This is a genomic window from Teichococcus wenyumeiae (assembly GCF_003696345.1).
Lineage (GTDB): Bacteria > Pseudomonadota > Alphaproteobacteria > Acetobacterales > Acetobacteraceae > Pseudoroseomonas > Pseudoroseomonas wenyumeiae.
Map to the genome: position 1 here is coordinate 103883 of NZ_RFLX01000014.1, position 22465 is coordinate 126347.

Annotated in this window: 24 protein-coding genes and 1 tRNA gene; 12 read left to right on the top strand and 13 right to left on the bottom strand. The window is 68.8% G+C overall.

Annotated elements, in window-relative coordinates:
• Positions 1 to 129 precede the first annotated feature (129 nt).
• Positions 130 to 1098, top strand: a complete 969-nt coding sequence (locus tag EBE87_RS17860) for a 2-hydroxyacid dehydrogenase (RefSeq protein ID WP_120637359.1) — start codon at positions 130 to 132, stop codon at positions 1096 to 1098.
• Between the two features lie 33 nt (positions 1099 to 1131).
• Here the strand turns inward: EBE87_RS17860 and EBE87_RS17865 are convergent, their stop codons facing one another.
• Positions 1132 to 1464: a DUF1491 family protein gene (locus EBE87_RS17865; RefSeq protein WP_120637360.1), complete on the bottom strand. Its 333-nt coding sequence runs from the start codon at positions 1462 to 1464 to the stop codon at positions 1132 to 1134.
• A 111-nt stretch (positions 1465 to 1575) separates the two neighbouring features.
• Here EBE87_RS17865 and EBE87_RS17870 point away from each other — a divergent pair, with 111 nt between their 5' ends.
• On the top strand, positions 1576 to 1803 hold the full coding sequence (locus EBE87_RS17870) for a hypothetical protein (protein ID WP_120637361.1): 228 nt from the start codon (positions 1576 to 1578) through the stop codon (positions 1801 to 1803).
• A 5-nt stretch (positions 1804 to 1808) separates the two neighbouring features.
• Here the strand turns inward: EBE87_RS17870 and EBE87_RS17875 are convergent, their stop codons facing one another.
• A complete protein-coding gene (locus EBE87_RS17875) occupies positions 1809 to 2333 on the bottom strand; it encodes a cytochrome b (RefSeq protein ID WP_120637362.1) in 525 nt (174 codons plus the stop codon).
• Here EBE87_RS17875 and EBE87_RS30345 point away from each other — a divergent pair.
• Positions 2332 to 3300: a hypothetical protein gene (locus tag EBE87_RS30345; RefSeq protein ID WP_120637363.1), complete on the top strand. Its 969-nt coding sequence runs from the start codon at positions 2332 to 2334 to the stop codon at positions 3298 to 3300. The genes EBE87_RS17875 and EBE87_RS30345 overlap by 2 nt on opposite strands.
• On the opposite strand, the gene EBE87_RS17885 is transcribed toward EBE87_RS30345, so the two are convergent.
• A complete protein-coding gene (locus EBE87_RS17885; RefSeq protein ID WP_120637364.1) occupies positions 3282 to 4265 on the bottom strand; it encodes a ketopantoate reductase family protein in 984 nt (327 codons plus the stop codon). The two genes, EBE87_RS30345 and EBE87_RS17885, sit on opposite strands and share 19 nt — an antisense overlap.
• A 14-nt stretch (positions 4266 to 4279) precedes the next feature.
• Complete coding sequence (locus tag EBE87_RS17890) at positions 4280 to 5470, bottom strand: M20 metallopeptidase family protein (RefSeq protein ID WP_120637365.1); 1191 nt, start codon at positions 5468 to 5470, stop codon at positions 4280 to 4282.
• 353 nt (positions 5471 to 5823) lie between these two features.
• Here EBE87_RS17890 and EBE87_RS17895 point away from each other — a divergent pair, with 353 nt between their 5' ends.
• The 4 genes from EBE87_RS17895 to EBE87_RS17910 all read left to right on the top strand — a co-directional run bounded on the left by EBE87_RS17895 (position 5824) and on the right by EBE87_RS17910 (position 10227).
• On the top strand, positions 5824 to 6420 hold the full coding sequence (locus tag EBE87_RS17895) for a hypothetical protein (RefSeq protein ID WP_120637366.1): 597 nt from the start codon (positions 5824 to 5826) through the stop codon (positions 6418 to 6420).
• A gap of 23 nt (positions 6421 to 6443) precedes the next feature.
• Positions 6444 to 7946 carry a tripartite tricarboxylate transporter permease gene (locus EBE87_RS17900; protein WP_120637367.1) on the top strand — a complete coding sequence of 501 codons (1503 nt, stop codon included), beginning with the start codon at positions 6444 to 6446 and terminating at the stop codon, positions 7944 to 7946.
• Positions 7947 to 8079: 133 nt separating this feature from the next.
• On the top strand, positions 8080 to 9516 hold the full coding sequence (locus tag EBE87_RS17905) for a mannose-1-phosphate guanylyltransferase/mannose-6-phosphate isomerase (RefSeq protein WP_120637368.1): 1437 nt from the start codon (positions 8080 to 8082) through the stop codon (positions 9514 to 9516).
• A 105-nt stretch (positions 9517 to 9621) separates the two neighbouring features.
• A complete protein-coding gene (locus EBE87_RS17910) occupies positions 9622 to 10227 on the top strand; it encodes a hypothetical protein (RefSeq protein WP_120637369.1) in 606 nt (201 codons plus the stop codon).
• Here EBE87_RS17910 and gluQRS read toward each other — a convergent pair.
• Positions 10178 to 11074, bottom strand: a complete 897-nt coding sequence (gene gluQRS, locus EBE87_RS17915) for a tRNA glutamyl-Q(34) synthetase GluQRS (protein ID WP_120637370.1) — start codon at positions 11072 to 11074, stop codon at positions 10178 to 10180. The two genes, EBE87_RS17910 and gluQRS, sit on opposite strands and share 50 nt — an antisense overlap.
• 63 nt (positions 11075 to 11137) lie before the next feature.
• Here gluQRS and EBE87_RS17920 point away from each other — a divergent pair, with 63 nt between their 5' ends.
• Both EBE87_RS17920 and EBE87_RS17925 read left to right on the top strand, forming a co-directional pair.
• A complete protein-coding gene (locus tag EBE87_RS17920; protein ID WP_408887730.1) occupies positions 11138 to 11794 on the top strand; it encodes an alpha/beta hydrolase in 657 nt (218 codons plus the stop codon).
• A gap of 166 nt (positions 11795 to 11960) precedes the next feature.
• A complete protein-coding gene (locus EBE87_RS17925) occupies positions 11961 to 12521 on the top strand; it encodes an HNH endonuclease (RefSeq protein WP_120637372.1) in 561 nt (186 codons plus the stop codon).
• Positions 12522 to 12528: 7 nt separating this feature from the next.
• Here the strand turns inward: EBE87_RS17925 and EBE87_RS17930 are convergent, their stop codons facing one another.
• Genes EBE87_RS17930 through cysE form a run of 3 tightly spaced genes read right to left on the bottom strand, consistent with a single transcriptional unit; the run spans position 12529 to position 14590 of the window.
• Positions 12529 to 13185: a hypothetical protein gene (locus EBE87_RS17930; RefSeq protein ID WP_120637373.1), complete on the bottom strand. Its 657-nt coding sequence runs from the start codon at positions 13183 to 13185 to the stop codon at positions 12529 to 12531.
• A gap of 57 nt (positions 13186 to 13242) precedes the next feature.
• Positions 13243 to 13701 (bottom strand): disulfide bond formation protein B, encoded by a 459-nt coding sequence (locus EBE87_RS17935; RefSeq protein WP_120637374.1) that lies wholly within the window; start codon positions 13699 to 13701, stop codon positions 13243 to 13245.
• 52 nt (positions 13702 to 13753) lie between these two features.
• Entirely contained in the window at positions 13754 to 14590 is an 837-nt protein-coding gene (gene cysE, locus EBE87_RS17940) for a serine O-acetyltransferase (RefSeq protein ID WP_120637375.1), read from the bottom strand.
• Positions 14591 to 14744: 154 nt separating this feature from the next.
• Between cysE and EBE87_RS17945 the strand changes: the two genes are divergently transcribed.
• Together EBE87_RS17945 and EBE87_RS17950 are read left to right on the top strand one after the other, a co-directional pair.
• Positions 14745 to 14830: transfer RNA gene (locus EBE87_RS17945), tRNA-Leu, on the top strand.
• 26 nt (positions 14831 to 14856) lie between these two features.
• The gene (locus EBE87_RS17950; RefSeq protein WP_120637400.1) at positions 14857 to 15189 is read left to right on the top strand and encodes a DMT family transporter; all 333 of its coding nucleotides are present in this window, start codon (positions 14857 to 14859) and stop codon (positions 15187 to 15189) included.
• 29 nt (positions 15190 to 15218) lie between these two features.
• Here the strand turns inward: EBE87_RS17950 and EBE87_RS17955 are convergent, their stop codons facing one another.
• Positions 15219 to 16640, bottom strand: a complete 1422-nt coding sequence (locus EBE87_RS17955) for a M20 family metallopeptidase (protein ID WP_120637376.1) — start codon at positions 16638 to 16640, stop codon at positions 15219 to 15221.
• A gap of 158 nt (positions 16641 to 16798) precedes the next feature.
• Here EBE87_RS17955 and EBE87_RS17960 point away from each other — a divergent pair, with 158 nt between their 5' ends.
• A complete protein-coding gene (locus tag EBE87_RS17960) occupies positions 16799 to 17302 on the top strand; it encodes an HAD family hydrolase (RefSeq protein ID WP_233553106.1) in 504 nt (167 codons plus the stop codon).
• 208 nt (positions 17303 to 17510) lie between these two features.
• Here the strand turns inward: EBE87_RS17960 and EBE87_RS17965 are convergent, their stop codons facing one another.
• From EBE87_RS17965 to EBE87_RS17980, 4 genes are all read right to left on the bottom strand, one after another.
• Positions 17511 to 17732: a hypothetical protein gene (locus tag EBE87_RS17965; protein ID WP_120637401.1), complete on the bottom strand. Its 222-nt coding sequence runs from the start codon at positions 17730 to 17732 to the stop codon at positions 17511 to 17513.
• Between the two features lie 307 nt (positions 17733 to 18039).
• A complete protein-coding gene (gene mdoH, locus EBE87_RS17970) occupies positions 18040 to 20178 on the bottom strand; it encodes a glucans biosynthesis glucosyltransferase MdoH (RefSeq protein ID WP_120637402.1) in 2139 nt (712 codons plus the stop codon).
• 5 nt (positions 20179 to 20183) lie between these two features.
• Positions 20184 to 21641 carry a glucan biosynthesis protein gene (locus EBE87_RS17975; RefSeq protein WP_120637403.1) on the bottom strand — a complete coding sequence of 486 codons (1458 nt, stop codon included), beginning with the start codon at positions 21639 to 21641 and terminating at the stop codon, positions 20184 to 20186.
• Positions 21642 to 21816: 175 nt separating this feature from the next.
• Positions 21817 to 22458, bottom strand: a complete 642-nt coding sequence (locus tag EBE87_RS17980; protein WP_120637378.1) for a carbonic anhydrase — start codon at positions 22456 to 22458, stop codon at positions 21817 to 21819.
• Positions 22459 to 22465 lie beyond the last annotated feature (7 nt).

Genomic DNA, 22465 nt, shown 5'->3' on the forward strand with positions numbered 1-22465 from the left:
CTCCTGCGCCGCGGGGGGCGGCGTCAATATTTCACCCTGTGCGACAAGGCAGCCATGTTGATGCGTCCTGCGGCAATTTAGCGCAGACAGGGCATTTTCGGCCGCCTCGTTACGGATTATGCCTGGGACATGAGCGAAAAGATCATCGTCCTCGACCCGATCACGCCCTCCACCGCCGAGCGGATGCGGGCGTTGTTGCCCCCAGGCCTGACGCTGGACCACGCCAAGACCCGCGACTACGCGGAGTTGAAGGCGCTGGTGGCCGAGGCGGATTACATCGTCTCCGGCCAGATCCCGGTGGATGCCGACCTGCTGGCCGCCGCCGGCAAGGCCAAGCTGCTCCACAAGTGGGGCGTGGGCGTCGACAATTTCGACCTGGAAGCCGCCAAGGCGCAGGGCGTGACCGTCGCCCGCACCACAGGCAGCAATGCGGTACCGGTGGCGGAATTCGCAGTCGGGCTGATGATCGCGCTGCTGCGCAACCTCGCCTTCGGCCATGCCACCCTGCGCGAGAACGGCGCCTGGCGCACCACCACCCTGCCCAAGGAAAGCCTGATGATCTCGGGCAAGACCGTGGGCATCATCGGCTATGGCGCCATCGGGCAGAATGTGGCGCGGATGGTGAAGGCCTTCGGCTGCCCCGTGCTCTACAACAAGACCCGCCCGCTGAGCGCCGAGGAAGAGGCGGCCCAGGGCGTGCGCTTCGCCACCGTGCCGGAGATCCTGGCGCAGTGCGACATCGTCTCCCTCCATTGCCCGATGACGCCGCAGACCAAGGGGATGATCGACCGCAAGGCCCTGCAGTCCATGAAGCCCAAGGCCGTGCTGATCAACTGCGCCCGCGGCGGCGTGGTGATCGAGAGCGACCTGGTGGAGGCGCTGAAGGCCAAGGAGATCCTGGGCGCCGCCACCGATGTCTACGAGACCGAGCCGGTGCCAGCCGACCACCCGCTGCTGAAGCTGGATAACGCGGTGGTCACGCCGCATATCGCGGCCATGGCGGCGGATAACTTCGCCAGCACCATCAACCAGATGTGGGGCAACATCCACGCCGTGGCCCAGGGCGGCCGGGTGGCGGAGAACGACTTCGTCTGCTGAGCGGCCGGGCGCGGGCCCCGGCCCGCGCCGCTTCTAGATCAGCCTTGCCTCGAAGGGCGGCACGAAGTCCGGCGCCTCGAACTCGATGACCCAGAGGTCGGGGTCGCGCGCCGTCTGGCGGGCGACATAGGCATCGGCTTCCGGCTCCGGCACCGGGTCCTTGCCGGTGCCGCGCATCCAGGCGGGGCGGCCCTCGGCGTCCCGCGTCTGGACCAGCACCACGCAGCCTTCCCGCCCCCGCAGCACGCAGAGGATGCCGCCCGCATCCTCGTCCCCCTTGCGCAGCACCATGGCGGGGCGTCCGGCCAGGTCCGCCATGCGGATGGCCATGCTGGCCCAAAGGCCGGCCTTCAGTCTCGGTTCCATGCACACCAGGGAAGGCTAGCACCGGCCGATGCGCAAGCCCCTTGATGCGACGGGCCGCAGCGGGCATCTGGCGCATGCGGCACCAACTGGCCGCGCAGGGACCGAGCATCGATGGCCAAGACGAGCGACACCACCGCCCCCCGCATGAGCGAGGGCCAGCGCGCCTATGAAGCCAAGCGCGCCGCCAAGGCCGGCAAGACGCTGGAGCAGTGGCTGAAGCTGAAGGCGCAGGAGCGCGAGGCCCTGCTGGCCGCCGCCGCCAAGGCCGCCCCCTCGGCCGAGCCGAAGAAGCAGGGCTTCTTTGCCCGCCTGATGCAGAAGGCCACCAAGCCGCTCTGAGCCGTCTAGAGCATCCGCCGCAGCAGCCCGTCGCGGCGGATCAACCCGTGCCAGACCAGCGCGGCGCCGGCATGCAGCAGCACCAGCAGGCCGAGCGTCAGGGCCACCCAGCCGTGCAGGCTGGTCAGGCCCGGGGCGATGGCTTGGTTCTCGCCGATCAGCGCCGGCAGGGGCAGCAGGCCGAAAAGGCTGGGCGGAAAGCCCCAGGCCGTGGTGGCCAGCATGCCCAGCACCGGCTGCACCAGCAGCAGCAGATAGAGCGCCGCGTGGTTCGCCAGGGCGATCCGGGCCAGGATGGCGGGCTGCACCGGCCCACCGGGCGGCGGCGGGTGGCGCCAGCGCCAGAACAGGCGGAACAGCGTCAGCGGCAGCAGCAGGAAGCCCAGGCTTTCATGCCACATATAGAGCCGCAGCTTCAGCGCCTCGTCCTCCGGCGGCGCCCATCCCAGCCACAGGCCCAGGGGCGCGAGGCCCAGCAGCAGCGCCACTGTCAGCCAGTGCAGCAGGCGGGCCGTGCGGGTGTAGCGCATGGCTGAACCTTCCCTGATAGCGGCACATGCCGATTGGAGCGTCGATCCCGGCAAGCGATGGGTCAGCATCGCCTTCTGCCGGGACGGCATCTGGCAGGCCGAGGCTCCCGCGCCGGTCGGCGACCCTAGCATATTGGTGCGCCGGCTGCTGGAACATGGCGCGCCGCTGCTGCTGGGGCTCGACCTGCCGCTGGGCCTGCCGCGCGCCTATGCCGCCGGGCGGGATGAAGCCGGCTTCCTGCCCTTCCTGCGCGGGCTGGCCGGGACGCCGGATTTCTTCCGTGTCGCCGCCGGGCTGGAGGAGGTCTCGGCCCAGCGCCCCTTCTACCCGGCGCGCGGCACCAAGGGCATGACGCGCGCGGCGCATGCGGCGGCGTTGGGCATGGCGGGCGCGGCGGGGCTTTCCCGCCTCTGCGACCTCGCCACCACCGAGCGCCCGGCCGGCGCGCCATTGTTCTGGACCCTCGGCGCTAACCAGACCGGCAAGGCCGCCATCAGCGCCTGGCGGGACTGGCTCTCCCCTGCCCTGGCCTTCGGCGCGCCCTACCGGCTCTGGCCCTTCGAGGGGCTGGTGCGGGATCTGCTGGCGCCGGGCGTGGCGGTGCTGGCGGAAACCTATCCGGCGGAGGCGATGCGGCATCTCGGCGTGAAGCTCGCCGGCAGCAAGCGGGCGCGGGAAGCGCGGCTCGCCGCCGCCCCTTCCCTGCACCTGGCCATGGCGCGCCTCGGCGTACGGCCCGGCGCGGCGCTGGAACGGGCGATGGAGCATGGCTTCGGCACGGATGCGGTGGCCGAGGACCGGTTCGACAGCCTGCTCGGGCTGCTCTGCGTCATCGGCGTGCTGTCAGGGGCGCGGCCGGATGTGGTGCCGGAAGACCCCTGGGTGCGGCATTGGGAAGGCTGGGTGCTGGGGCAGGCCGCGATCCCGGCCCACCCCGCGCCCATTCCCTACGCGGCGGGCTTGTAGAGCCCGGCCTCGGTCGCCTGCTGCACCGCCAGCGCCACGGCGAGGTCCAGCACCGGCGTCTCCACCCCCGCCATGCGGGCCATCTCCAGCGGCACGCGGAACATGGCGGCGACTTCCATCGGCCGCCCCAGTTCCAGGTCCTGCAGGATCGAGGCCTTGTGGTTGGAACGGCTGATGGAAGCCACACGCTTCTCCGCGTCCAGGTTCACGTCATGGCCCAGCGCCCGGGCGATGGCGTTGCACTCCTGCAGGGCGCGCACCATGGCCGTGCGCACCACCGGGTCCCGCGCCGCGCCGCCGGAACCCATGCGGGAGAGGATGGCGAAGGGCCCGAAGGCGAGGTTCATGGCCAGCTTGGTCCAGATCTCGCCACGGATGTCCTGCGTCACCTCGCCGCCCATGCCGCCCTTCTTCAAGACTTCGGCGATGGCCTCGGCGCGCGGGCTGGCGCTGCCGTCGGGCTCGCCCAGCACCACGCGGTTGGTCGCGTTCTCCACGAAGATATGGCCGGGCTGCTTCACGGTGCAGGCGGAATAGACCACGCCGCCCAGCGTCCGCTCCACGCCCACCGCCTTGCGGATGGCCTCGCCGGGGTCGATCTCCGGCAGGCGGCGGCCATCCAGCGCGCCGCCGTGGCGGTCGAAATACCACCAGGGGATGCCGTTCATGACGAAGGCGACGGTGGTCTCCGGCCCCAGCAGCGGGCCGATCGCCTCCGCGACGCTGGGCAGCGCCGGCGCCTTGACGGTGACGATCACCGCATCCTGCACGCCCAGCTCCTGCGGGCTGCCGACGCGGGGGTGGACCTTGTGCGTGCCGTCCTTGGCCTCGACGGTCAGGCCCTCGGCGGCCATGGCGTCACGATGCGCGCCGCGCGCCACCACCGAGACATCCGCCCCGCCCAGTGCCAGCCGCGTCGCCACATGGCCGCCGATGGCACCGGCGCCGAATACGCAGATTTTCATTCTATGTCCTGTTCTCAGCCCAGCAGTTGCAGCGCGACGCGCGACAGCGCCTCCACCCCCGCCGGAATGCAGCCCTCGTCAGGCTGGTACTTGGCGTTATGCAGCGCATCCTGCCGCCCTGGCGCGGAAGAGCCAATACGCAGCTGCAACGCCGGCACCCGCGTCGCGAAGGCCGAGAAATCCTCGGAACCCATGCTGGGCTCGCCTTCATCGACGAAGTCCATGCCGAACTGGTCCGCCAGCGCGACGAGCGCCGGTTCCAGCACGCGGTCGCTGTTGAGCAGCGGCGGCACCTTGCGCTGGTAGTCCATCTGCGCCTCGACCCGCATACCGACCGCGATGCCTTCCGCCAGGCGGCGCAGCGCGGCTTCGGCGGTATCGCGCGCCTCGGGATGCAGAGTGCGAACGGAACCCTTCAGGTGAACACGCTCAGGAATGATATTATAGGTTGTGCCGCCGGTGGATTGGCCGATGGTGACAACCGCCGGTTGCAGCGGCTTGATCTCGCGCGAAACCACCGTCTGCGCCTGGGTCACGAAATGCGCCGCCGCCACGATGGGGTCCACCGCCGCATAGGGATGCGCCGCATGGCCGGACTTGCCGCGGATGATCAGGTCGAACTTATCCGCTGCCGCCAGGCAGGCGCCGCGCACGTAGCCGAAGCGGCCGGTGGGCATGTCCGGGTGGTTGTGGAAGCCCAGGGCCATGTCCACGCCCTCCAGCGCGCCATCGGCGATCATGGCGTCCGCGCCTTCAAGCGTTTCCTCGGCGGGCTGGAAGACCAGGGCGACACGCCCGGCGAAATGCGGCGCCAGATCCTTCAGGACCGAAGCAACGCCCAGCAATGTAACGGTGTGGATGTCGTGCCCGCAGGCATGCATCTTGCCGTCCGTCTGGCTGGCGAAGGGCAGGCCGGTTTCCTCGTGGATCGGCAGGGCGTCCATGTCGGCGCGGATGGCCAGCGTCGGCCCGGGGCGGCCGCCCTCGATGAAGCCGAGCACGCCGGTGCGGCCGACCCCGGTGCGGTGCGCGATTCCCATGCGCTCCAGTTCCGCGGCCACGATTCCACTGGTACGCACCTCCTCGAAGGCCAGCTCAGGATGCGTGTGGATGTCGCGGCGGAGTTCCACCAGGCGCGGCGCCAGCGCCGCGGCGGCCTCGCGGATGCGGCGCGACGGGTCATTGATATGTGTAAAGTCGTTCATGTTCTTGCGATCCTGAGAGGAAGGTTCGAGCAAACTGCACCTGACGCAACTTTCTTGCTACAACGAGCCGAATGAAGTTCTCTTCATCGTGAGCATGGTTATTGCCGTCGCCCGGCGATGATGACATAGGTGGCCTGCTTCGTACGAATGGGGGAGGAGGAAGCCGGCGGGGGGCAAGAAAGCCCTGGATTTTGCCGTACACGGCGGGATTGTCATCCGCTTCGAATCGCGGCACTCCGCGCTGCGCACAGGGCCAAGACTTGGCTCCGGCAACATCAACACTGACTCCCACTCGTCTTCTTCTAAGCGTTAAGGCGTGCCTGCCGCACGCGGAGGTTCAAGAAAGGATCGGCATGAAGATCAACGCGAAAGACCTTGCCTCTGGCATCTTTCTGCTGGTGCTGGCGGGTCTCGGCCTTTGGCTGAACATGGACCACACGCTGGGCAATGCCCGGCGCATGGGCCCTGGCTACATGCCGATGCTCGTGTTCTGGCTGGAACTCGGCCTAGGCGCCATTGTGTTTGTTACATCCTTCTTTGGCGGCACCGACCCGCTGGAGAAGTGGACCAAGATCGATTTCGTCACGCTGGCGCTGGCGATCGCCGCCGGCCTGCTGGGCTACCAGCTGCTGAGCACGGTGCCCGCGCTGTCCACCAACTGGTACGCCCTGGGCCTGTCCATCGTCATCGCGATGTTCATCCTGGCGATCAGCCCGGGCTGGCGGGTGCTGGCCACAGTGCTGGCCGGCATGTCCCTCTTCGGCGTGCTGCTCGATGCCGGCGGGCTGTTCCTCAGCATCGCCATCATGGTGGTCGTCGCGGCCTTCGCGGACAAGGAGCACCGTCCGCTGGGCGTTGCCGCCTGCGTCGTGTTCCTGATCGCGCTGTGCTGGTGGGTGTTCATCCACGAACTCGATATCCGCGTGAATATCTGGCCGACCTTCTTCTGAGCCGCCAAGGGTAGGGACGACCAATGGATCTCCTCATTAGTAACCTCGCGCACGGCTTCGGCGTCGCGATGAGCTTCGACAACCTGCTCTTCGCCCTGCTGGGCGCGCTGATCGGTACCGCGATCGGCGTGCTGCCGGGCATCGGACCGGTTGCCACTATTTCGCTGCTGCTGCCCATCACCTTCGGCCAGCCGGCCACCACCGCCATCATCATGCTCGCCGGCATCTATTACGGCGCGCAGTACGGCGGCTCGACCACGGCCATCCTGCTGAACCTTCCAGGCGAGGTCTCCTCCGTCGTCACGACGCTGGAAGGCTACAAGATGGCGCGCAACGGCCGTGCGGGCGCGGCGCTGACCATCTCGGCGGTCGGCTCCTTCATCGCCGGCTCCGTCGCCACACTGCTGGTCGCGGCCTCCGGCCCGCTGCTGACGGAAGTGGCGCTGAGCTTCGGCCCGGCCGACTACTTCTCCCTCATGCTGCTCGGCCTGATCATCTCGGCCGTTCTGGCGCAGGGCTCGGTGCTGAAGTCGGTGGCCATGGTGGTCCTCGGCGTCGCGCTCGGCCTGGTGGGCACGGACGTGCAGACCGGCCAGCAGCGCTTCACCTTCGGGGTGCCGGAACTGTCGGACGGCCTGGACTTCGCGGCCATGGCCATGGGCGTCTTCGGCATCTCCGAGATCATCCTGAACCTGGAGCGCCCGGAAGTCCGCAGCGTGCTGACCGCCAAGGTCGGCAGCCTTTTCCTGACCAGGGAAGAGGTCAAGCGCTCCATCCCGTCGGTTGTCCGCGGCACGATCATCGGTTCCGTGCTGGGCATCCTGCCGGGCGGCGGCGCCTCCCTCGCCTCCTTCGGCTCCTATATGATGGAGCGGAAGATGTCGAAGGGCCGGGCCCAGTTCGGCAACGGCGCCATCGAGGGCGTGGCCGGTCCGGAAGCCGCCAACAACGCGGCGGCGCAGACCTCCTTCATCCCGCTGCTGACGCTGGGCATCCCCTCCAACGCCGTCATGGCGCTGATGGTGGGCGCGCTGATCATCCAGGGCATCCAGCCCGGCCCGCGCATGGTGGAAAGCCAGCCCGACCTGTTCTGGGGCCTGATCTGCTCCATGTGGATCGGCAACGTCATGCTGCTGGTCATCAATCTGCCGATGATCGGCATGTGGGTGAAGCTCCTGCAGGTTCCCTACAAGTACATGTACCCGGCGATCCTGACCTTCTGTGCGATCGGCGTGTATTCCATTAACAACAACGTGTTCGACGTCTATGCCACCGTCTTCTTCGGCATCCTCGGCTATGTGTTCAACAAGCTGAAGATGGAGCCGGCGCCCCTTCTGGTGGGCTTCGTGCTGGGCCCGATGATGGAGGAACACCTCCGCCGCGCCATGCTGCTCTCCCGCGGCAGCGTGTCGGTGTTCATCGAGCGCCCAATCAGCGCCGTGCTGCTGGTCATCTGTGCCCTGGCCCTGGGCCTGATGCTGCTGCCCGGCCTGCGCAAGAAGAAGGAAGAGGCGATGGCCGGCTGACGCCGCCCACCCGCCCTGACCATCCGGCACCTGCCGGCGAGCCGCCCCGGACATCTGTTCGGGGCGGCTTTTCTTTGTGGCCCTCGCTCCTTATGCTCCATCGTCGCGTCTCAGATAGGATCAGACGAACAAGATGGTCGAAGCCAACTCCCAGCGGATCGTGCCGGTCGTGCTATCTGGCGGCACCGGCAGCCGGCTGTGGCCGTTGTCCCGGGAAGGATATCCGAAGCAGTTCTGGCCCCTGGTTTCAGTGGACACGACCATGCTGCAGGACACCGTGGCCCGCGCCATGGGCAGCGGGTTCAGTGCCCCCATCATCGTCTGCAACCAGGCCCACCGCTTCATGGTGGCCGAGCAATTGCAGGCGGCAGGGGTCGCCAAGCCGACCATCGTGCTGGAGCCTGTGGCCCGCAACAGCGCCCCGGCCATCGCCGCCGCCGCCCTGATCGCGCATGAGCAGGACCCGGGCGCCGTGCTCTGGCTGATGGCGGCCGATGCCGCCATCTCGGACACCGCCGCCCTCTCCGCCGCGTTGGACCGCGCCGCCGCCGCCGCCCGCGCCGGGCGGATCGTGGCCTTCGGCATGCAGCCCACCTCGCCCGAGACCGGCTACGGCTATATCGAGACCGGCGAGCCGCTGGAGGGGCTGGACGGCGTCTTCAGCATCGCCCGCTTCGTCGAGAAGCCGGATGTGGCCACGGCCGAGGGCTTCCTGACCGGCGGCAGGCATCTCTGGAACTCCGGCATGTTCGTCGCCACCGCCGCGACCCTGCTGGCGGAGCTGGAGCGGCTGGCCCCGTCGCTGCTGGCGGCCGTGCGCAGCGCCGTCGGCGAGGCCACGCGGGACCTCGACTTCATCCGCCTGGCCGCCGAGCCCTTCGAGCGCGCGCCGGACATTTCCATCGACTATGCCGTGATGGAGAAGACCGCCCATGCCGCCGTGGTGCCGGCCTCCATCGGCTGGTCCGACGTGGGCTCCTGGAGCGCGCTGTGGGAGGTCTCGGACCGGGACGCGCAGGGCAATGCCACCGTCGGCCCGGTCGAGCTGCTGGATGCCAAGAACTGCTACGTGCGTAGCGAAGGCATCCTGACCGCCGTGGTGGGCCTGGAGGACGTGGTGACCGTGGTCACCGACGACGCCGTGCTGGTGATGCACCGCGACCGTTCCCAGGACGTCAAGACGCTGCTGAGCCAGCTCAAGAAGGCCAAGCACAAGGAAGCCACGGAACACCGCCGTGCCTATCGCCCCTGGGGCCATTATGAAGGGCTGATCCAGGGCGACCGCTTCCAGGTGAAGAAGATCTCGGTCAAGCCGGGCCAGAAGCTGTCGCTGCAGAAGCACTTCCACCGCGCCGAGCACTGGGTGGTGGTGAACGGCACCGCCATCGTCGAGCGCGATGCCGAGCGCATCCTGCTGCGGGAGAACGAATCGGTCTATCTGCCCCTGGGCTGCGTCCACCGGATGGAGAACCCCGGCATGATCCCGCTGACGCTGATCGAGGTGCAGTCGGGCTCCTATCTCGGCGAGGACGACATCGTCCGATTCGAGGATACCTACGGCCGGGCCTGAGCGCCCAGCCTGAGCGGGGCTGTCGCATTCGTGACGGCGGCCCCGCCTGCTTCCCCCTGCCCTTCCGGCGTGGCGATGCTAAGGCGCGGCCGGAGGAGCATTTCCATGAACCAACGATTCCGCATCACCACCCTGGCCGTGGCGGCGATGCTGGCCGCCGGCACCGCCCGGGCCGACGAGATTTCCGAAGGGCTGGACCGCGCCCGGCAGCTCTATGGCCAGGGCGACGTCTCCGGCGCCCTGACCGAGACCAATTTCGCGCTGAACGCCCTGCACCAGAAGCGCAACGCGCTCTATGCCGCCCTCTTCCCGGCCGCGCCCGCGGGCTGGACGCTGGAGGACAGCAGCGACGATGGCGCCGGCAGCGCCCTGGCGGCGCAGATGCTGGGCGGCGGCGTGCTGGTGGAGCGCACCTATACCCGCAGCGATGACAGCAGCATCAAGGCCACCGTGCTTGTGGACAGCCCGATGATCCAGGCGCTGGCCTCCATGGTCAACAACCCGGCCATGCTCGGCAAAGGCGCCAAGCGGGTGCGGATCGGCGGCGACAATGCCGTGCTGCAACGCGATGAGGAGAGTGCCGAGCTGACGCTGGCACGGGGCAATGTCGCCATCAAGCTGGAAGGCAGCGGCATCAAGGACCCCGAGGTCCTGACCCAGCTCATGACCCGCTTCGATCTGGCGAAGCTGGCGCGCCCGCAGGGGAAGTAGCCCCGCCCATCGCCAGGGCCCGCACCGCCGCCGGGCTCTGCCCCGCCTCGCGCAGCGCAGCCAGGGTGGGCGCGTTGTCACGCTTGGACAGGCGCTTGCCATCCGGCCCCAGCAGCAGCGGATGGTGGCGGTAGCGCGGCGCCGGCCAGCCCAGCAGCGCCTGCAACAGCCGGTGCAGGTCGGTGGCGGGCAGCAGGTCCTCGGCGCGCGTTACCAGCGTCACGCCTTGCAGCGCGTCGTCATGCGTGACGCAGAGGTGGTAGGAGGCCGGGATATCCTTGCGGGCCAGCACCACATCGCCGAAGCGGGCGGGGTCGCAGCGCAGCCGGCCCCGGCCGGCTTCCTCGAAGAACAATGGCGCATCCAGCCGGGCCAGCGCCGCCGCCATGTCCAGCCGCAGGGCATAAGGCTCGCCAGCCGCGATGCGCGCGGCGCGGTCGCGCGGCGACAGGCGGCGGCAGGTGCCGGGGTAGAGCAGCCCATCCGGCCCATGCGGCGCGTGGCCGATGGCCGCCACCTCCCGCGCGATATCGGCGCGGGTGCAGAAGCAGGGATTGAGCAGGCCCATCCCCTCCAGCCGGTCCAGCACCGCGCGGTAATCCGGCAGGTGGCGGGACTGGATGCGGGGCTCCCCGTCCCAGTCCAGGCCCAGCCAGCGCAGGTCCTCCAGGATGCCCTGGGTGAATTCGGGGCGGCAGCGGACGGGGTCGATATCCTCGATGCGCAGCAGGAAGCGCCCGCCGGCCTCCCGCGCCGCCTGCCAGCCGAGCAGCGCGGAATGGGCATGCCCCAGGTGCAGCCGGCCCGTGGGGCTGGGGGCGAAGCGGGTGACGATGGTTGCGGCCATGCCCGATCGCGCGTAGCGGAGAGCCCCGCACCACAGCAAGAGGATCGGCACCGGATGGCCACGATGACTGGACCGAAATGGGGCCCCAAGAACGGCGGCGCGCCGAAGATGATTGTCTTCCTGCTGCACGGCCTCGGCGCCGACGGCAATGACCTGATCGACCTGGCGCCCCACTGGGGCAATGCCGCGCCGGACGCCGTCTTCCTTTCCCCCCACGCGCCGGAGCCGCATGACGGCGCCCCCTTCGGGCGGCAGTGGTTCAGCCTTTCGGACCGTTCCCCTCCCGCGCGGCTGGCGGGCGTGCAGGTGGCGCGGCCGGCGCTGGATGCCATGATCGACGAGGCCTGCGCCACCTATGGCCTGCCCGCCTCCGCCGTGGTGCTGATGGGCTTCAGCCAGGGCGCGATGATGGCGCTCTACGCCGGCCTGCGCCGGAAGGAGCCGGTGGCCGGCATCATGGCCTATTCCGGCATGCTGATCGGCGCCGAGACGCTGGCGCAGGAGATCGTATCCCGCCCGCCGGTGCTGCTGGTGCATGGGGAGGTGGACGAGGTGGTGCCCGCCGCCGCCAGCCGCCAGGCCGAATCGGCGCTGCGGGCGGCGGGGGTTCCGGTAGAATCCACCTTCTGCCCCAGGCTTGGCCACGGCATCGACGATGCCGGGCTCTCCGCCGGCGCGCTTTTCCTGCAACGGGCGGCGGCCGGCATCCAGTCTGCGTGACGCTGCCATGAAACTGGCGAGGCCCGATATTGCACGGGCCTCGCCGACCTGCCATGAATTTCAGGCAAACCGACGGCGCCACGACATCTGGGGCTCGTCCGTTCGGTCCAGCCCCAGCGGTTGAGGCGCGCGGCCTGAAAAGGAGCGGCGCTTGCCTGACGGGTTGATGTCCGCGGGGAGTCAAGGGTTCCCTGCCCTGGTGCTGAACGCGGACTTCCGTCCGCTGTCGTACTATCCGCTATCCCTATGGTCCTGGCAGGACGCGGTGAAGGCCGTGTATCTCGACCGCGTCTCCGTGCTCTCGGAATACGAGACCGAGGTGCATTCCCCCAGCCAGGTCATCCGCCTGCCCAGCGTCATCGCGCTGAAGGAATACATCCCTTCCGCCCGCCGGCCGGCCTTCACCCGCTTCAACGTCTTTCTGCGGGACCGCTTCTCCTGCGTCTATTGCGGGGAGGAGATGCCGACCCACGACCTGACCTTCGACCATGTCATCCCCCGCTCCCGCGGTGGGCGGACAAGCTGGGAGAACGTCGTGACCGCCTGCGGCCCATGCAATCTGCGCAAGGGCAGCAAGCTGCCACGCGAGATCAAGATGTTCCCGCGCCAGGAGCCGCGCCAGCCGACCAGCTGGGAATTGCAGGAAAACGGCCGCGCCTTCCCGCCCCACAGCCTGCACCAGAGCTGGCGGGACTATCTCTACTGGGACAGCGAGCTGGAAGGCTGAGGGCGCGTCACAGCCGGAACAGGCGGGCGCCGTCGGGCGCCTCATCCGGCGCGGCGGGGGGTGGCGCCTCGGTGCCGCGCAGCACGCGCGTCACCTGCAACGCGAAGCTGACCAGGAAAAGCCGCGCCACATCCGCCTGATCCGCCGGATGGCGCGCGAAGAGCCCGACCGAGACCAGCCCGCCCTCCACGCCCGTGGTGCAGCTCATGATGCGCGCGACCGGCGCCGTGCCGCCTGGCGCCTGGAGCCGCAGGTCGGAGCAGCGCAGCTCGCGCGCCCGGCCGGGAGCGCCGACACCGAAATCCGGCACGCGGGTCAGCCCGCCACCGCCGGCCCCCGCCTGGGCCGCCAGCGCCAGCAGGTTGGTGGTATCCCGCACCGTTGGGGAATCCGGGCCATCCGGCAGTGGCGGCACCAGCGGCGCGCCGATCAGCACCTGCGCCGTGGAGCCGGAGGCAGGATGCACGTAGCGCGCCCTCCAGGTGTGGTTGGGCTGGGTCCCGGCGGGGCTGGGGATGGATTCCTGCAGCTCGAAGCCCCCCAGCGTCTGTGGCAGGCGGGCCACCAGGGCCAGCATGGCGGGGTCCGGCCCCGCAGGCTCGGTGGCGCAGGCCGCCAGCAGCGACAGGGTCAGGCCAGTGGCGAGGCGGAACAGGGGGCGCATGTCGCATCCTGGCATGCGCGGAGGCCGGGCGTCAGCCCTGCGCTGGTGCCGCGCCGTTCACCTCAGGCGGCGCGCGCCCCAGAGCGCGACGCCGCCTAGCGCCACTGCATAGATGAGGTTCATCCCGGCCATCGAGATGGGCAGGCCGGACACGAGGTAGGTGGGCTCGTCGCAGGGCTTGGCCGGGCGGGGGGAGAGGCTGGCCAGCATCTCCTCCACGCTCTGCCCGGCACTGGCGTTGGGCGCCACGCAGCCCGGCAGCGGCGAGGGCCACCACTTCGCCTCCACCCCCAGATGCACCACGGCGAAGGCGCCGGAGGTCAGGATGGCGAGGCCGGCCAGCGCCAGCATCAGCCGGCGCGGCAGGAGGTAGGCCAGCAGCGCCAGCACCGCCGCCACCCAATAGGGCCAGCGCTGCCAGAGGCAGAGCAGGCAGGGGTTCAGCCCGCCCCAGCGCTCCGTCGCCATGGCGGCAAGGGGCGCGGTGGCGGCGAGGATGGCGATCAGCAGAGGCATGGCTGTCTTGTCGCGCCGCTTCCGTAAGCCAGCAAGTGACGAAGGGTTAAACTCAGACGCCGTCCAGCGTCTGGTCCATGGCGCGGGAAGGCTCGGCGCAGCCCGCCTGCCCCACCACCTTGGCCGGGACCCCGGCGACGGTGGAGCCCGAGGGCACCGGCTTCAGCACCACTGAGCCGGAGGCGATGCGGGCGCAGCAGCCGACCTCGATATTGCCCAGCACCTTGGCCCCCGCGCCGATCAGCACGCCGTGGCGGATCTTGGGGTGCCGGTCGCCGCTTTCCTTGCCGGTGCCACCCAGCGTGACGCCTTGCAGGATGGAGACATCGTCCTCGACAACGGCGGTCTCGCCCACCACCAGCCCGGTGGCATGGTCCAGGAAGATGCCCTTGCCGATCCGCACGCCGGGATGGATGTCCGTCTGGAACACCACGGAGGCGCGGGACTGCAGCCAGAGCGCGAAGTCCCGCCGCCCTTCCTTCCAGAGGTGATGCGCCAGCCGGTGCGCCGCCAGGGCATGGAAGCCCTTGTAATAGAGCAGCGGCTCCACGGCCCGGTTGGTGGCGGGGTCGCGATCCACCACGGCCATGATATCGGCGCGCACGGCCAGGGCGAGGTCCGGCTGCTCGGTCAGCACGCGTTCCAGGCTGCGGCGCAGCAGGGTGGTGGGCAGGTCGGAATGGTCCATCCGGTCCGCCACGCGGCTGGCCAGGGCGGATTCCAGCGTCTCGTGCTGCAACACCGCCGCGTGCATGAAGCCCGCCAGCTCCGGCTCCCGCCGCGCGGCATCCTCGGCTTCCCAGCGGATGCGGGACCAGACGGGGTCGAGGCCCGCCATGCCGGAGGCCGAGATCTCGGGGTCAGGGCGGTGGGTAGCGTGCTGAGTCATCGTAGCAGCCTCTCGGGCGGACCGGGCTTATATGGCCCGGCGGAGGGTTGGTTGCAGCATAGCACGCGCCCCCAACGGCACCATGCAACGTGTTTCGATGGCAGGGGCTCTTGAAATCGGTGCCAAAGGCTGGGAGAAGAGCGGCACGCACCGTGCGGGTGTGGTGGAATGGTAGACGCGGCGGACTCAAAATCCGCTTCTGGTGACAGAGTGTCGGTTCGAGTCCGACCACCCGCACCAAATCTCCCCTGAACAGGTGGCTTGTGCTGCGGACCTATCTGCCGCTGCTGGTGGCGATCGTGCTGGAGGTCATTGCCACCTCCGCGCTCCAGGCCTCGCAGCAGTTCACCCGGCCATGGCCGACGCTGCTGATGGCGCTGGGCTATCTGGGCGCCTTCTTCTTCCTCTCCCTGGCCCTGCGCGGCATTCCCGTCGGCATCGCCTATGCGATCTGGAGCGGCCTCGGCATCGTGCTGATCTCGGCCGTGGGCTGGGTGGTCTTCGGGCAGAAGCTGGACCTACCGGCCGTGATCGGGCTCAGCCTGATCCTGGCCGGGGTGCTGGTGGTGAACCTCTTCTCCAGCAGCGCGCGCCATTGAAAAAGGGGGCCGAAGCCCCCTTCCCCTCCTCAGTTCTTGCCCATGTGGATGGGCGGCGTCAGGTCGTCCGGCAGCGGGCAGACATAGGGGTCGGCCGCGGTGCGCTCGGCCAGGTCGGCCTTGGCGGCCTCGATCAGCCTGGGGTCGCGCAGCGCATCCACGGCCACGCCGGCCATGATCTTGGCCACATGCACCATGCCCTTGTGCGCCAGCGGCGACTTACCCTGGGCCGTGAGCTGCCAGGAATGGCCCGGCGTGCCGATGGCATAGGTCGCGCCCCGCGCCTGCACCGTCGGCACCACCCAGGAAACATCGCCCACGTCGGTGGAGCCCACCATGGCGGCGCCCTTGGCTTCCAGCGGGATGATCTGGTCCGCGAGCGGCACGCCGCGCCGCACCGGCACGCCCATGCGCTTGAAGGCGGAGGCGATATCCTCCGGCGTCAGGGTCTTCTGGATCTCGGCGGCGAAAGCGCGGTCCTCGTCATCGAAGGGCGGCGGGCCCAGGCGCTCGATGTTGTTCTGCATCGCACGCTCCAGCGGGCTGTTGCCCAGCAGGTTGGAGACGGCGGAGACGGTCTTGGTGGTGACCGAGGTCTCGGTCATCAGCGCGGCGCCGTCGGCGATCTTGCGCACGCGCTCCATCAGCCCGCGCAGGCCCGGCAGGTCGGTGGCGCGGATCAGGTAGCGGACGGTGGCCTTGCCCTGCACCACGTTGGGCGCGATGCCGCCAGCGTCGAGATAGGCGTAATGGATGCGCGCGTCGCTCGGCATATGCTCGCGCATGTAGTTGACGCCGACATTCATCAGTTCGATGGCGTCGAGGGCGGAGCGGCCCAGATGCGGCGCGGCGGCGGCGTGGCTGCTGCGGCCGACGAAGGTGAAGTCGATGCGGGTATTGGCTAGCGAATTGGCCTCGTTCACCGCCGCGAAGGGCGCCGGGTGCCAGGAGATGGCGATATCCACATCCTTGAAGGCGCCATCCCGCACCATGAAGGCCTTGGCGGCGCCGCCCTCTTCGGCCGGGCAGCCGTAGTAGCGCACGCGGCCCTTGATGCCGTTCTGCTCCAGGTAGTCCTTCACCGCCGTGGCGGCCAGCAGCGCGCCGGCGCCCAGCAGGTTGTGGCCGCAGCCATGACCATGGCCAGCGCCCGGAATCGGCCGGTGCTCGGCCACGCCGGCTTCCTGGCTCAGGCCGGGCAGCGCGTCATACTCACCCAGGATAGCGATGACCGGGCCTTCCTCGCCCGCCTCGCCCATGATGGCGGTGGGAATGCCGGCAACATTCTCGGTGATGCGGAAGTCATGCGCTTCCAGCACCTTCTTATGCTCGGCTACGGAGCGGTGCTCGTTATAGGCCAGCTCGGGCATGCCCCAGACGGTGTCGCTGAGCTCGATGAACGGCTGCTGGCGCTCATCGACGAGGCGCCAGATCTCTTCGGTGTTCTGCATGGGGCACTCCTTGGGCCGCTGGCGGCGACAGGAGCCGCCCGACTGGTGCCAAAACTGCGCCCGGTGCCCCGGCTTGTCGAGCCACCCACCGGCCGTTCATCCCATTGCCGGGCCGATGCGTTATGCCCCGGCGAAATGGACGAAAGGCCCGAATGGGGATGATGAAGCTGTTCCTCGACCTCGATGGGGTCCTGGCCGATTTCGACAGCGGCGTGCGGCAGGTGACCGGCAAGCGGCCGGAGGAACTGCCGCTGAAGACCATGTGGGGCGCCCTGTCCAAGGCGCCGAAATTCTTCGAGACGCTGGAATTCATGCAGGACGCGGAGGCGCTGTGGCAGTTCTGCGCGCCGCACCACCCTACCATCCTGACTGGCCTGCCGCTGGGCAGTTGGGCCCCGGCGCAGAAGACGCGCTGGGTGGCGCGGATGCTGGGGGCGCATGTACCCGTCATCACCTGCATGAGCCGGGACAAGCCGCGCTGGTCCGGGCCCGGACATGTGCTGGTGGATGACCGTGCAGCCGCCCGCGAGGGATGGGAGAAGAAGGGCGGCACCTTCATCCACCATGTCTCGGCCGAGCACTCAATCGGGGTGCTGCAAGCGCTCGGCTTCAGCGGAAAAGATCCGGCGCCGCACCCCATGGACGCGCCGCCAAGTCGCTAGCGCCTAATCCGCTCGGCCCGGCTCACCGCTAAGGCTCCAGCTCCCTGTTTCCCTAGCATCTCCACGCGATCGGATCGGCCCACAGTTGGTCACCTCAGGCGCGCTGGCGCCGAGGGATCTTGAAGAGGAGATGCGAACCGGCTGAAACAGAGCGCGGAAATGGCAGCTTAAGGCAAGCTGCCCGCAGGGTCAGCCGGTTCAGCAGCAATCAATCGGCGTTGCCGGCCGTCGCGGCGCCGTCCAAGCTGAAGTGACCGCACCAGTCCGTGCGTGACACCACCGGCCACAGGCCGTGCGCCTTCTCACTCGGCTGGTTCACCGGCGGGTTGTAGCGGCACAGGCCGTCGTCCTTGGCCTGCATCTGGGCCACGTGGTCGTCGAAGAACTTGCACTTCGTGCAGGCAACGTCAGCGGTTTGAGCAAGCGACATGGTAACCTCCTCGAAGAACTGAAGGGCGAATACCGTGTGAACGCATCGCAGCCAGCATGATTGCATAAACTCAAACCATTCATCTTCAACGTTTTGTAGAGAATGATTTGCAGACGCAGAGCATCTGAGAATGGTTTTCAACTAACACGAAGTAAAAGGAACGGCCCAGCCTTGGCCGCTACCACGTAAGACGGGCGACACAGCGTAGAGCCCGCAACCGGGATGGGCCGCACGGGCGTAATGTCCGTTGCATCGATGGAAAAGGGCCGCGCGAACGCGGCCCTCGCACCAGACCTGCCGGTCGAGGTCAGGCCTTCCCGGCGAGCGTGCTCAGCCGGGACACGCCATGGCCGTCGGCCAGCACCGCCGCCAGCTCGGCGCGGCTCAGGCTATGCAGGGCCTCATCCAGCGATTCGGCCTCCTCCGCCTTGGCCAGGCCGACCAGCAGCGTGGCGTCGAAGGGGTCCTGGCGAGGGCGGCGCGGCGCCGGCAGCATGCGGCGATGCGCTTCCAGCAGCGCCGGTTCCTGAAACAGGGCCTGCGGCCCGGGCAATGCTGGCGATTCCTCCCGCTGGCGGCGGAAGATGACGGCATCGGTCAGGACCTTGGGCGTCTCGCTTTCCTCCGGCACCAGCAGCAGGCCCAGCCGGCGCAGACCAAGGCCCAGGTCACGCCGCGCCGTCAGCGAGGCCAGCGGAATGGCCAGCGCGAGGCCCAGAATCACCGGCGACATCCAAAGCGCCAGGTAAGGCGAGACCAGCCAGGCCACCACGCCAAAGGCCAGGCCGAAGGCGGTGTGCCGCCAATAGAGCTTCACGATCTGTCCGAAGGGCATGGAGCCATCGTCGCGCCGCTGCGCCGACCAGCCGGAATCCCGGCCCAGCAGGATGGAGAAGACATCCATCGACTGCGTCAGCATCGTCACCGGCGCCAGCAGGCCGGCGATCACCGTCTCCAGCAGCATCGAGATCAGCGTACGGATGGCGCCGCCACAGCCGCGCCGGTCGCGCGGGTGGAAGAGCAGCGCGATCCAGGACATCAGCTTGGGCGCCAGCAGCAGCGCCATGGTGCCGATGAACAGCCACATGGCGCGCACCGGGTCGACGGTCGGCCATTCCGGGAAGAGGCTGGGCCCGGCGGGGAAATATTCCGGGCGGATGAAGCGGGCCTGCAGCGAGAGCAGGATGCCGGTGAAGAGGAAGACCAGCCAGATCGGCGCCGTGATGTAGGAGCCGATGCCCGTCATCAGGTGCAGGCGGCTGACCCAGTGCAGCCCGCGCGTCGGCAGCACGGCCATGTGCTGCAGGTTGCCCTGGCACCAGCGGCGGTCGCGCACCGCCAGGTCCATCAGCGAGGGCGGGCTTTCCTCATAGGAGCCGCGCAGCCAGGGCACCATGTGGATGGCCCAGCCGGCGCGCCGCATCAGCGCGGCCTCCACGAAGTCGTGGCTGAGGATATGGCCGCCCCAGGGCTTGCGGCCGCGCAGCTCCGGCAGGCCGGCGGCCGTGGCGAAGGCCTCGGTGCGGATGATGGCGTTGTGGCCCCAGTAGTTGCCTTCCCCGCCATGCCACCAGGCGATGCCCTCGGCGATCAGCGGGCCGTAGACGCGCCCGGCGAACTGCTGCATGCGGGCAAAGAGCGTGCTACCACCGGTGATGATCGGCAGCGTCTGGATCAGGCCGACATCCTCGTGCCGCTCCATCGCATCGGCCAGCCGCATGATGGTGTCGGCGGTCATGACGCTGTCGGCGTCCAGCACCAGCATCTGCGGATAGGCGCCGCCGAAGCGGCGCACCCATTCCGCGATATTGCCAGCCTTGCGCTCGATGTTCTTGGGGCGGCGGCGGTAGAAGATGCGCGTCTCGTCGCCCGTGCGGCGGCGCAGGTCGAGGAAGGCGGCTTCCTCGGCGATCCAGGCGGCGGGGTCGGTGCTGTCGCTGAGGATGAAGATATGGAAGCGGTCCATCGCCCCCGCTTCCGTCAGCGAGGTATGGATGGCCTGCAGCCCGGCCATCACCCGGCTGGGGTCCTCGTTATAGGTGGGCATCAGCAGCGCGGTGACGCCGCTTGGCATGGGCGGCGGGCCCTCATCCTCGATGCCCAGGCGCTTGTCCGGCCCGATCAGCAGCCGCACGAAGCCGCAGCAGGCGCTGACGAAGGACAGCGCGATCCAGGCGAAGAGCACGACGAAGAGCACCAGCACGATGGCTTCCAGCACCGTGGGCTTGCCGCTGTTCAGCACCAGCGACATCTCGCGCGCCGCGAAGAGGGTCAGCAGGATGGCGCCGCCCACCACCAGCAGGCGCCGCAGCCAACTGGCCATCGGGCGCGATGGCATGCCGCCGGGGCGCCGCGACGGGCGGGCGCGTAGCGACTGCACCGGCATCTCCATCGGTGCTTCCGGTGGCAGGGCCTGCCAGCCCCTGTTGATGCCGGCCCCGTCCATGGGCTTCAGGCCGTCCAACGGTAGAGCCAGGTCTCGGCCAGCGGCTGCGCGCCGCTCCGCAATTCCGCCCGCAGCTCAATGCCGCGGATATCCCCCGGCGCCAGCTCGAAGGCGATGCGCCAGCCGCCATTCTCCGGGTTGCGATAGGCCACGGGATTGCGGATCTCGCCCTGGTTGGCGGTGACGATCAACTCGGGCTTGGCGTCGGCAGGCAGGTCGCGCAGCGCGCCGCCCTCGGCATCCAGCACGAAATAGCGCAGGCCCTGCTGCGTGCCGGCCCCCGAATAGACGGCCGTGATGCGGGCCAGGGCCGGGTCCACCGGCGCCTCGTTGCACCAGTGCATGCGGAAGGTATAGCGGTATTCACCCTTGGCCTTCAGCGGGTCCTTCGGGCGCCAGAAAGCCACGATGTTGTCGTGGATCTCGGTATTGGTCGGGATCTCGACCAGATGCACCGCGCCCTGGCCCCAGTCGCCGATCGGCTCGATCCAGAGGCTCGGCCGCTTCTCGTAGCGGGCTTCCAGGTCCTCGTAGCTCGCGAAGTCGCGGCGGCGCTGCATCAGGCCGAAGCCACGCGGATTGCTGTCGCTGAAGATGGAGACCTGGAGGTCGCGCGGGTTGTTCAACGGGCGCCAGATACGCTCCCCCCGCCCGGTCAGCATCAGCAGCCCATCGCTGTCATGCACCGCCGGGCGCCAGTCGTCACGGCCGGCGCGGTTGAGGGGGGCGAACCAGAACATGCTGGTCAACGGCGCCACGCCCACGGTGGTGATGTCCGTGCGGGGATAGACGGTGGATTCCACGTCGAAGACCGTGGTCGGCCCCGGGCGGATGGCGAAGCGGAAGGCGGCGGCGCAGGAAGGGCTGTCCAGCAGCGCATGCACGGTGATGGCGTTCACGCCTTCCCGCGGCTTCTCCACCCAGAAGGAGCGGAAGAGCGGGAATTCCTCGCCCTTCGGGTCCGCCGTGTTCAGCGCCAGGCCACGCGCGGAAAGGCCGTAGATATGCCCCTTGCCGATCGCCCGGAAATAGCTGGCGCCCAGGAAGGCGCAGACCTCGTCGTAATATTCCGGCCGGTTCATCGGCGCGTGCAGGCGGAAGCCGGCGAAGCCGAGATCCTCGTTCGGCGGCCGCGGCATGTTTTGGAAGGTGAACAGATCCGGATTGTAGCGGATGGGCCGCGCCACGCCATCCGAGACCTCGAACATCTCGACCCGCGGCTTGTACAGGAAGCCGCGATGGAACAGCTGCATCTGGAAGGGCAGCCCTTCCGGCCGCCACAGCGACTGGTCGGGGCGGAAGCGGATGTCACGGTATTGGTCGTAACCAAGATCGCCCAGCGGTGCCGGCAGGTCCTCGCTCGGCGCCTTGTAGGGCTGGGCGGCCAGGGCGCGCGCGGCCTCCCGTACCGTGTTGCCGTCGAAAGGCGCCTCCGCCGGCCCAGCTGCCTGCGCTTCGGACATATGTGCCGTCTCCTCCGCTATGAAGAGCGTGGACAGCGACAAGGCTCCGAGCAAAGCATCGCGGCGGTTCAAGATACTGGTACTCCTTGTCTCAGGCTGACAGCAAACACTCCGGACAAGGCGGACCTGCGGCCCTGATCAGTCCGGAATGAGGCATGCTGTGGCGCGGCAACGCTTAAGCCGGGTGAAAGTTGCCGTCATCCTTGAGCAGCGTGAGCATGCCCGAACGAATGTCGAAGCTGCCGCCATAGAGGCGCAGCTTGCCCTCAGCCAGCCGTTCCGCCACCCAGGGGAAGCCGCGCAGGTTCCGGAGCGAGAGCTTCACCGTCTCCTGCTCACAGGCGGTCTGGGCATCGACGGGGTCGCAGGCCAGGGCGCGGCTGCGGGCCTCATTGGCTATGCGCATCCAGGGCGCGACGAAGTCCCGCGCGCTTTCGGGAAAGCCGTTCAGCAAGGCGTGCACGCCGCCGCACATGGCGTGCCCAAGCACAATAATACGCGGGACCTGCAGCACGCGCACAGCAAATTCCAGCGCGGCGGAGGTGCCGTGGTAGTCGCCATCCGGCTTGTAAGGCGGCACGAGGTTGGCGACGTTGCGGATAATGAACAGCTCGCCCGGCGCCGCGCCGAAGACCATCGCCGGGTCCACCCGGCTGTCGGAGCAGCAGATGACCAGCGCGCGTGGGTGCTGGCCGTCGCGTGCCAGGGTCTCGAAGAGCTTCCGCCGCTCCGGCCAAACGCTCTGGCGGAACTGGCGGTAGCCGGCGAAGAGGGCGTCGAGGCCTTCGTCCTCGGCGGAATGGGCGTGATCGGACATGGGGCGG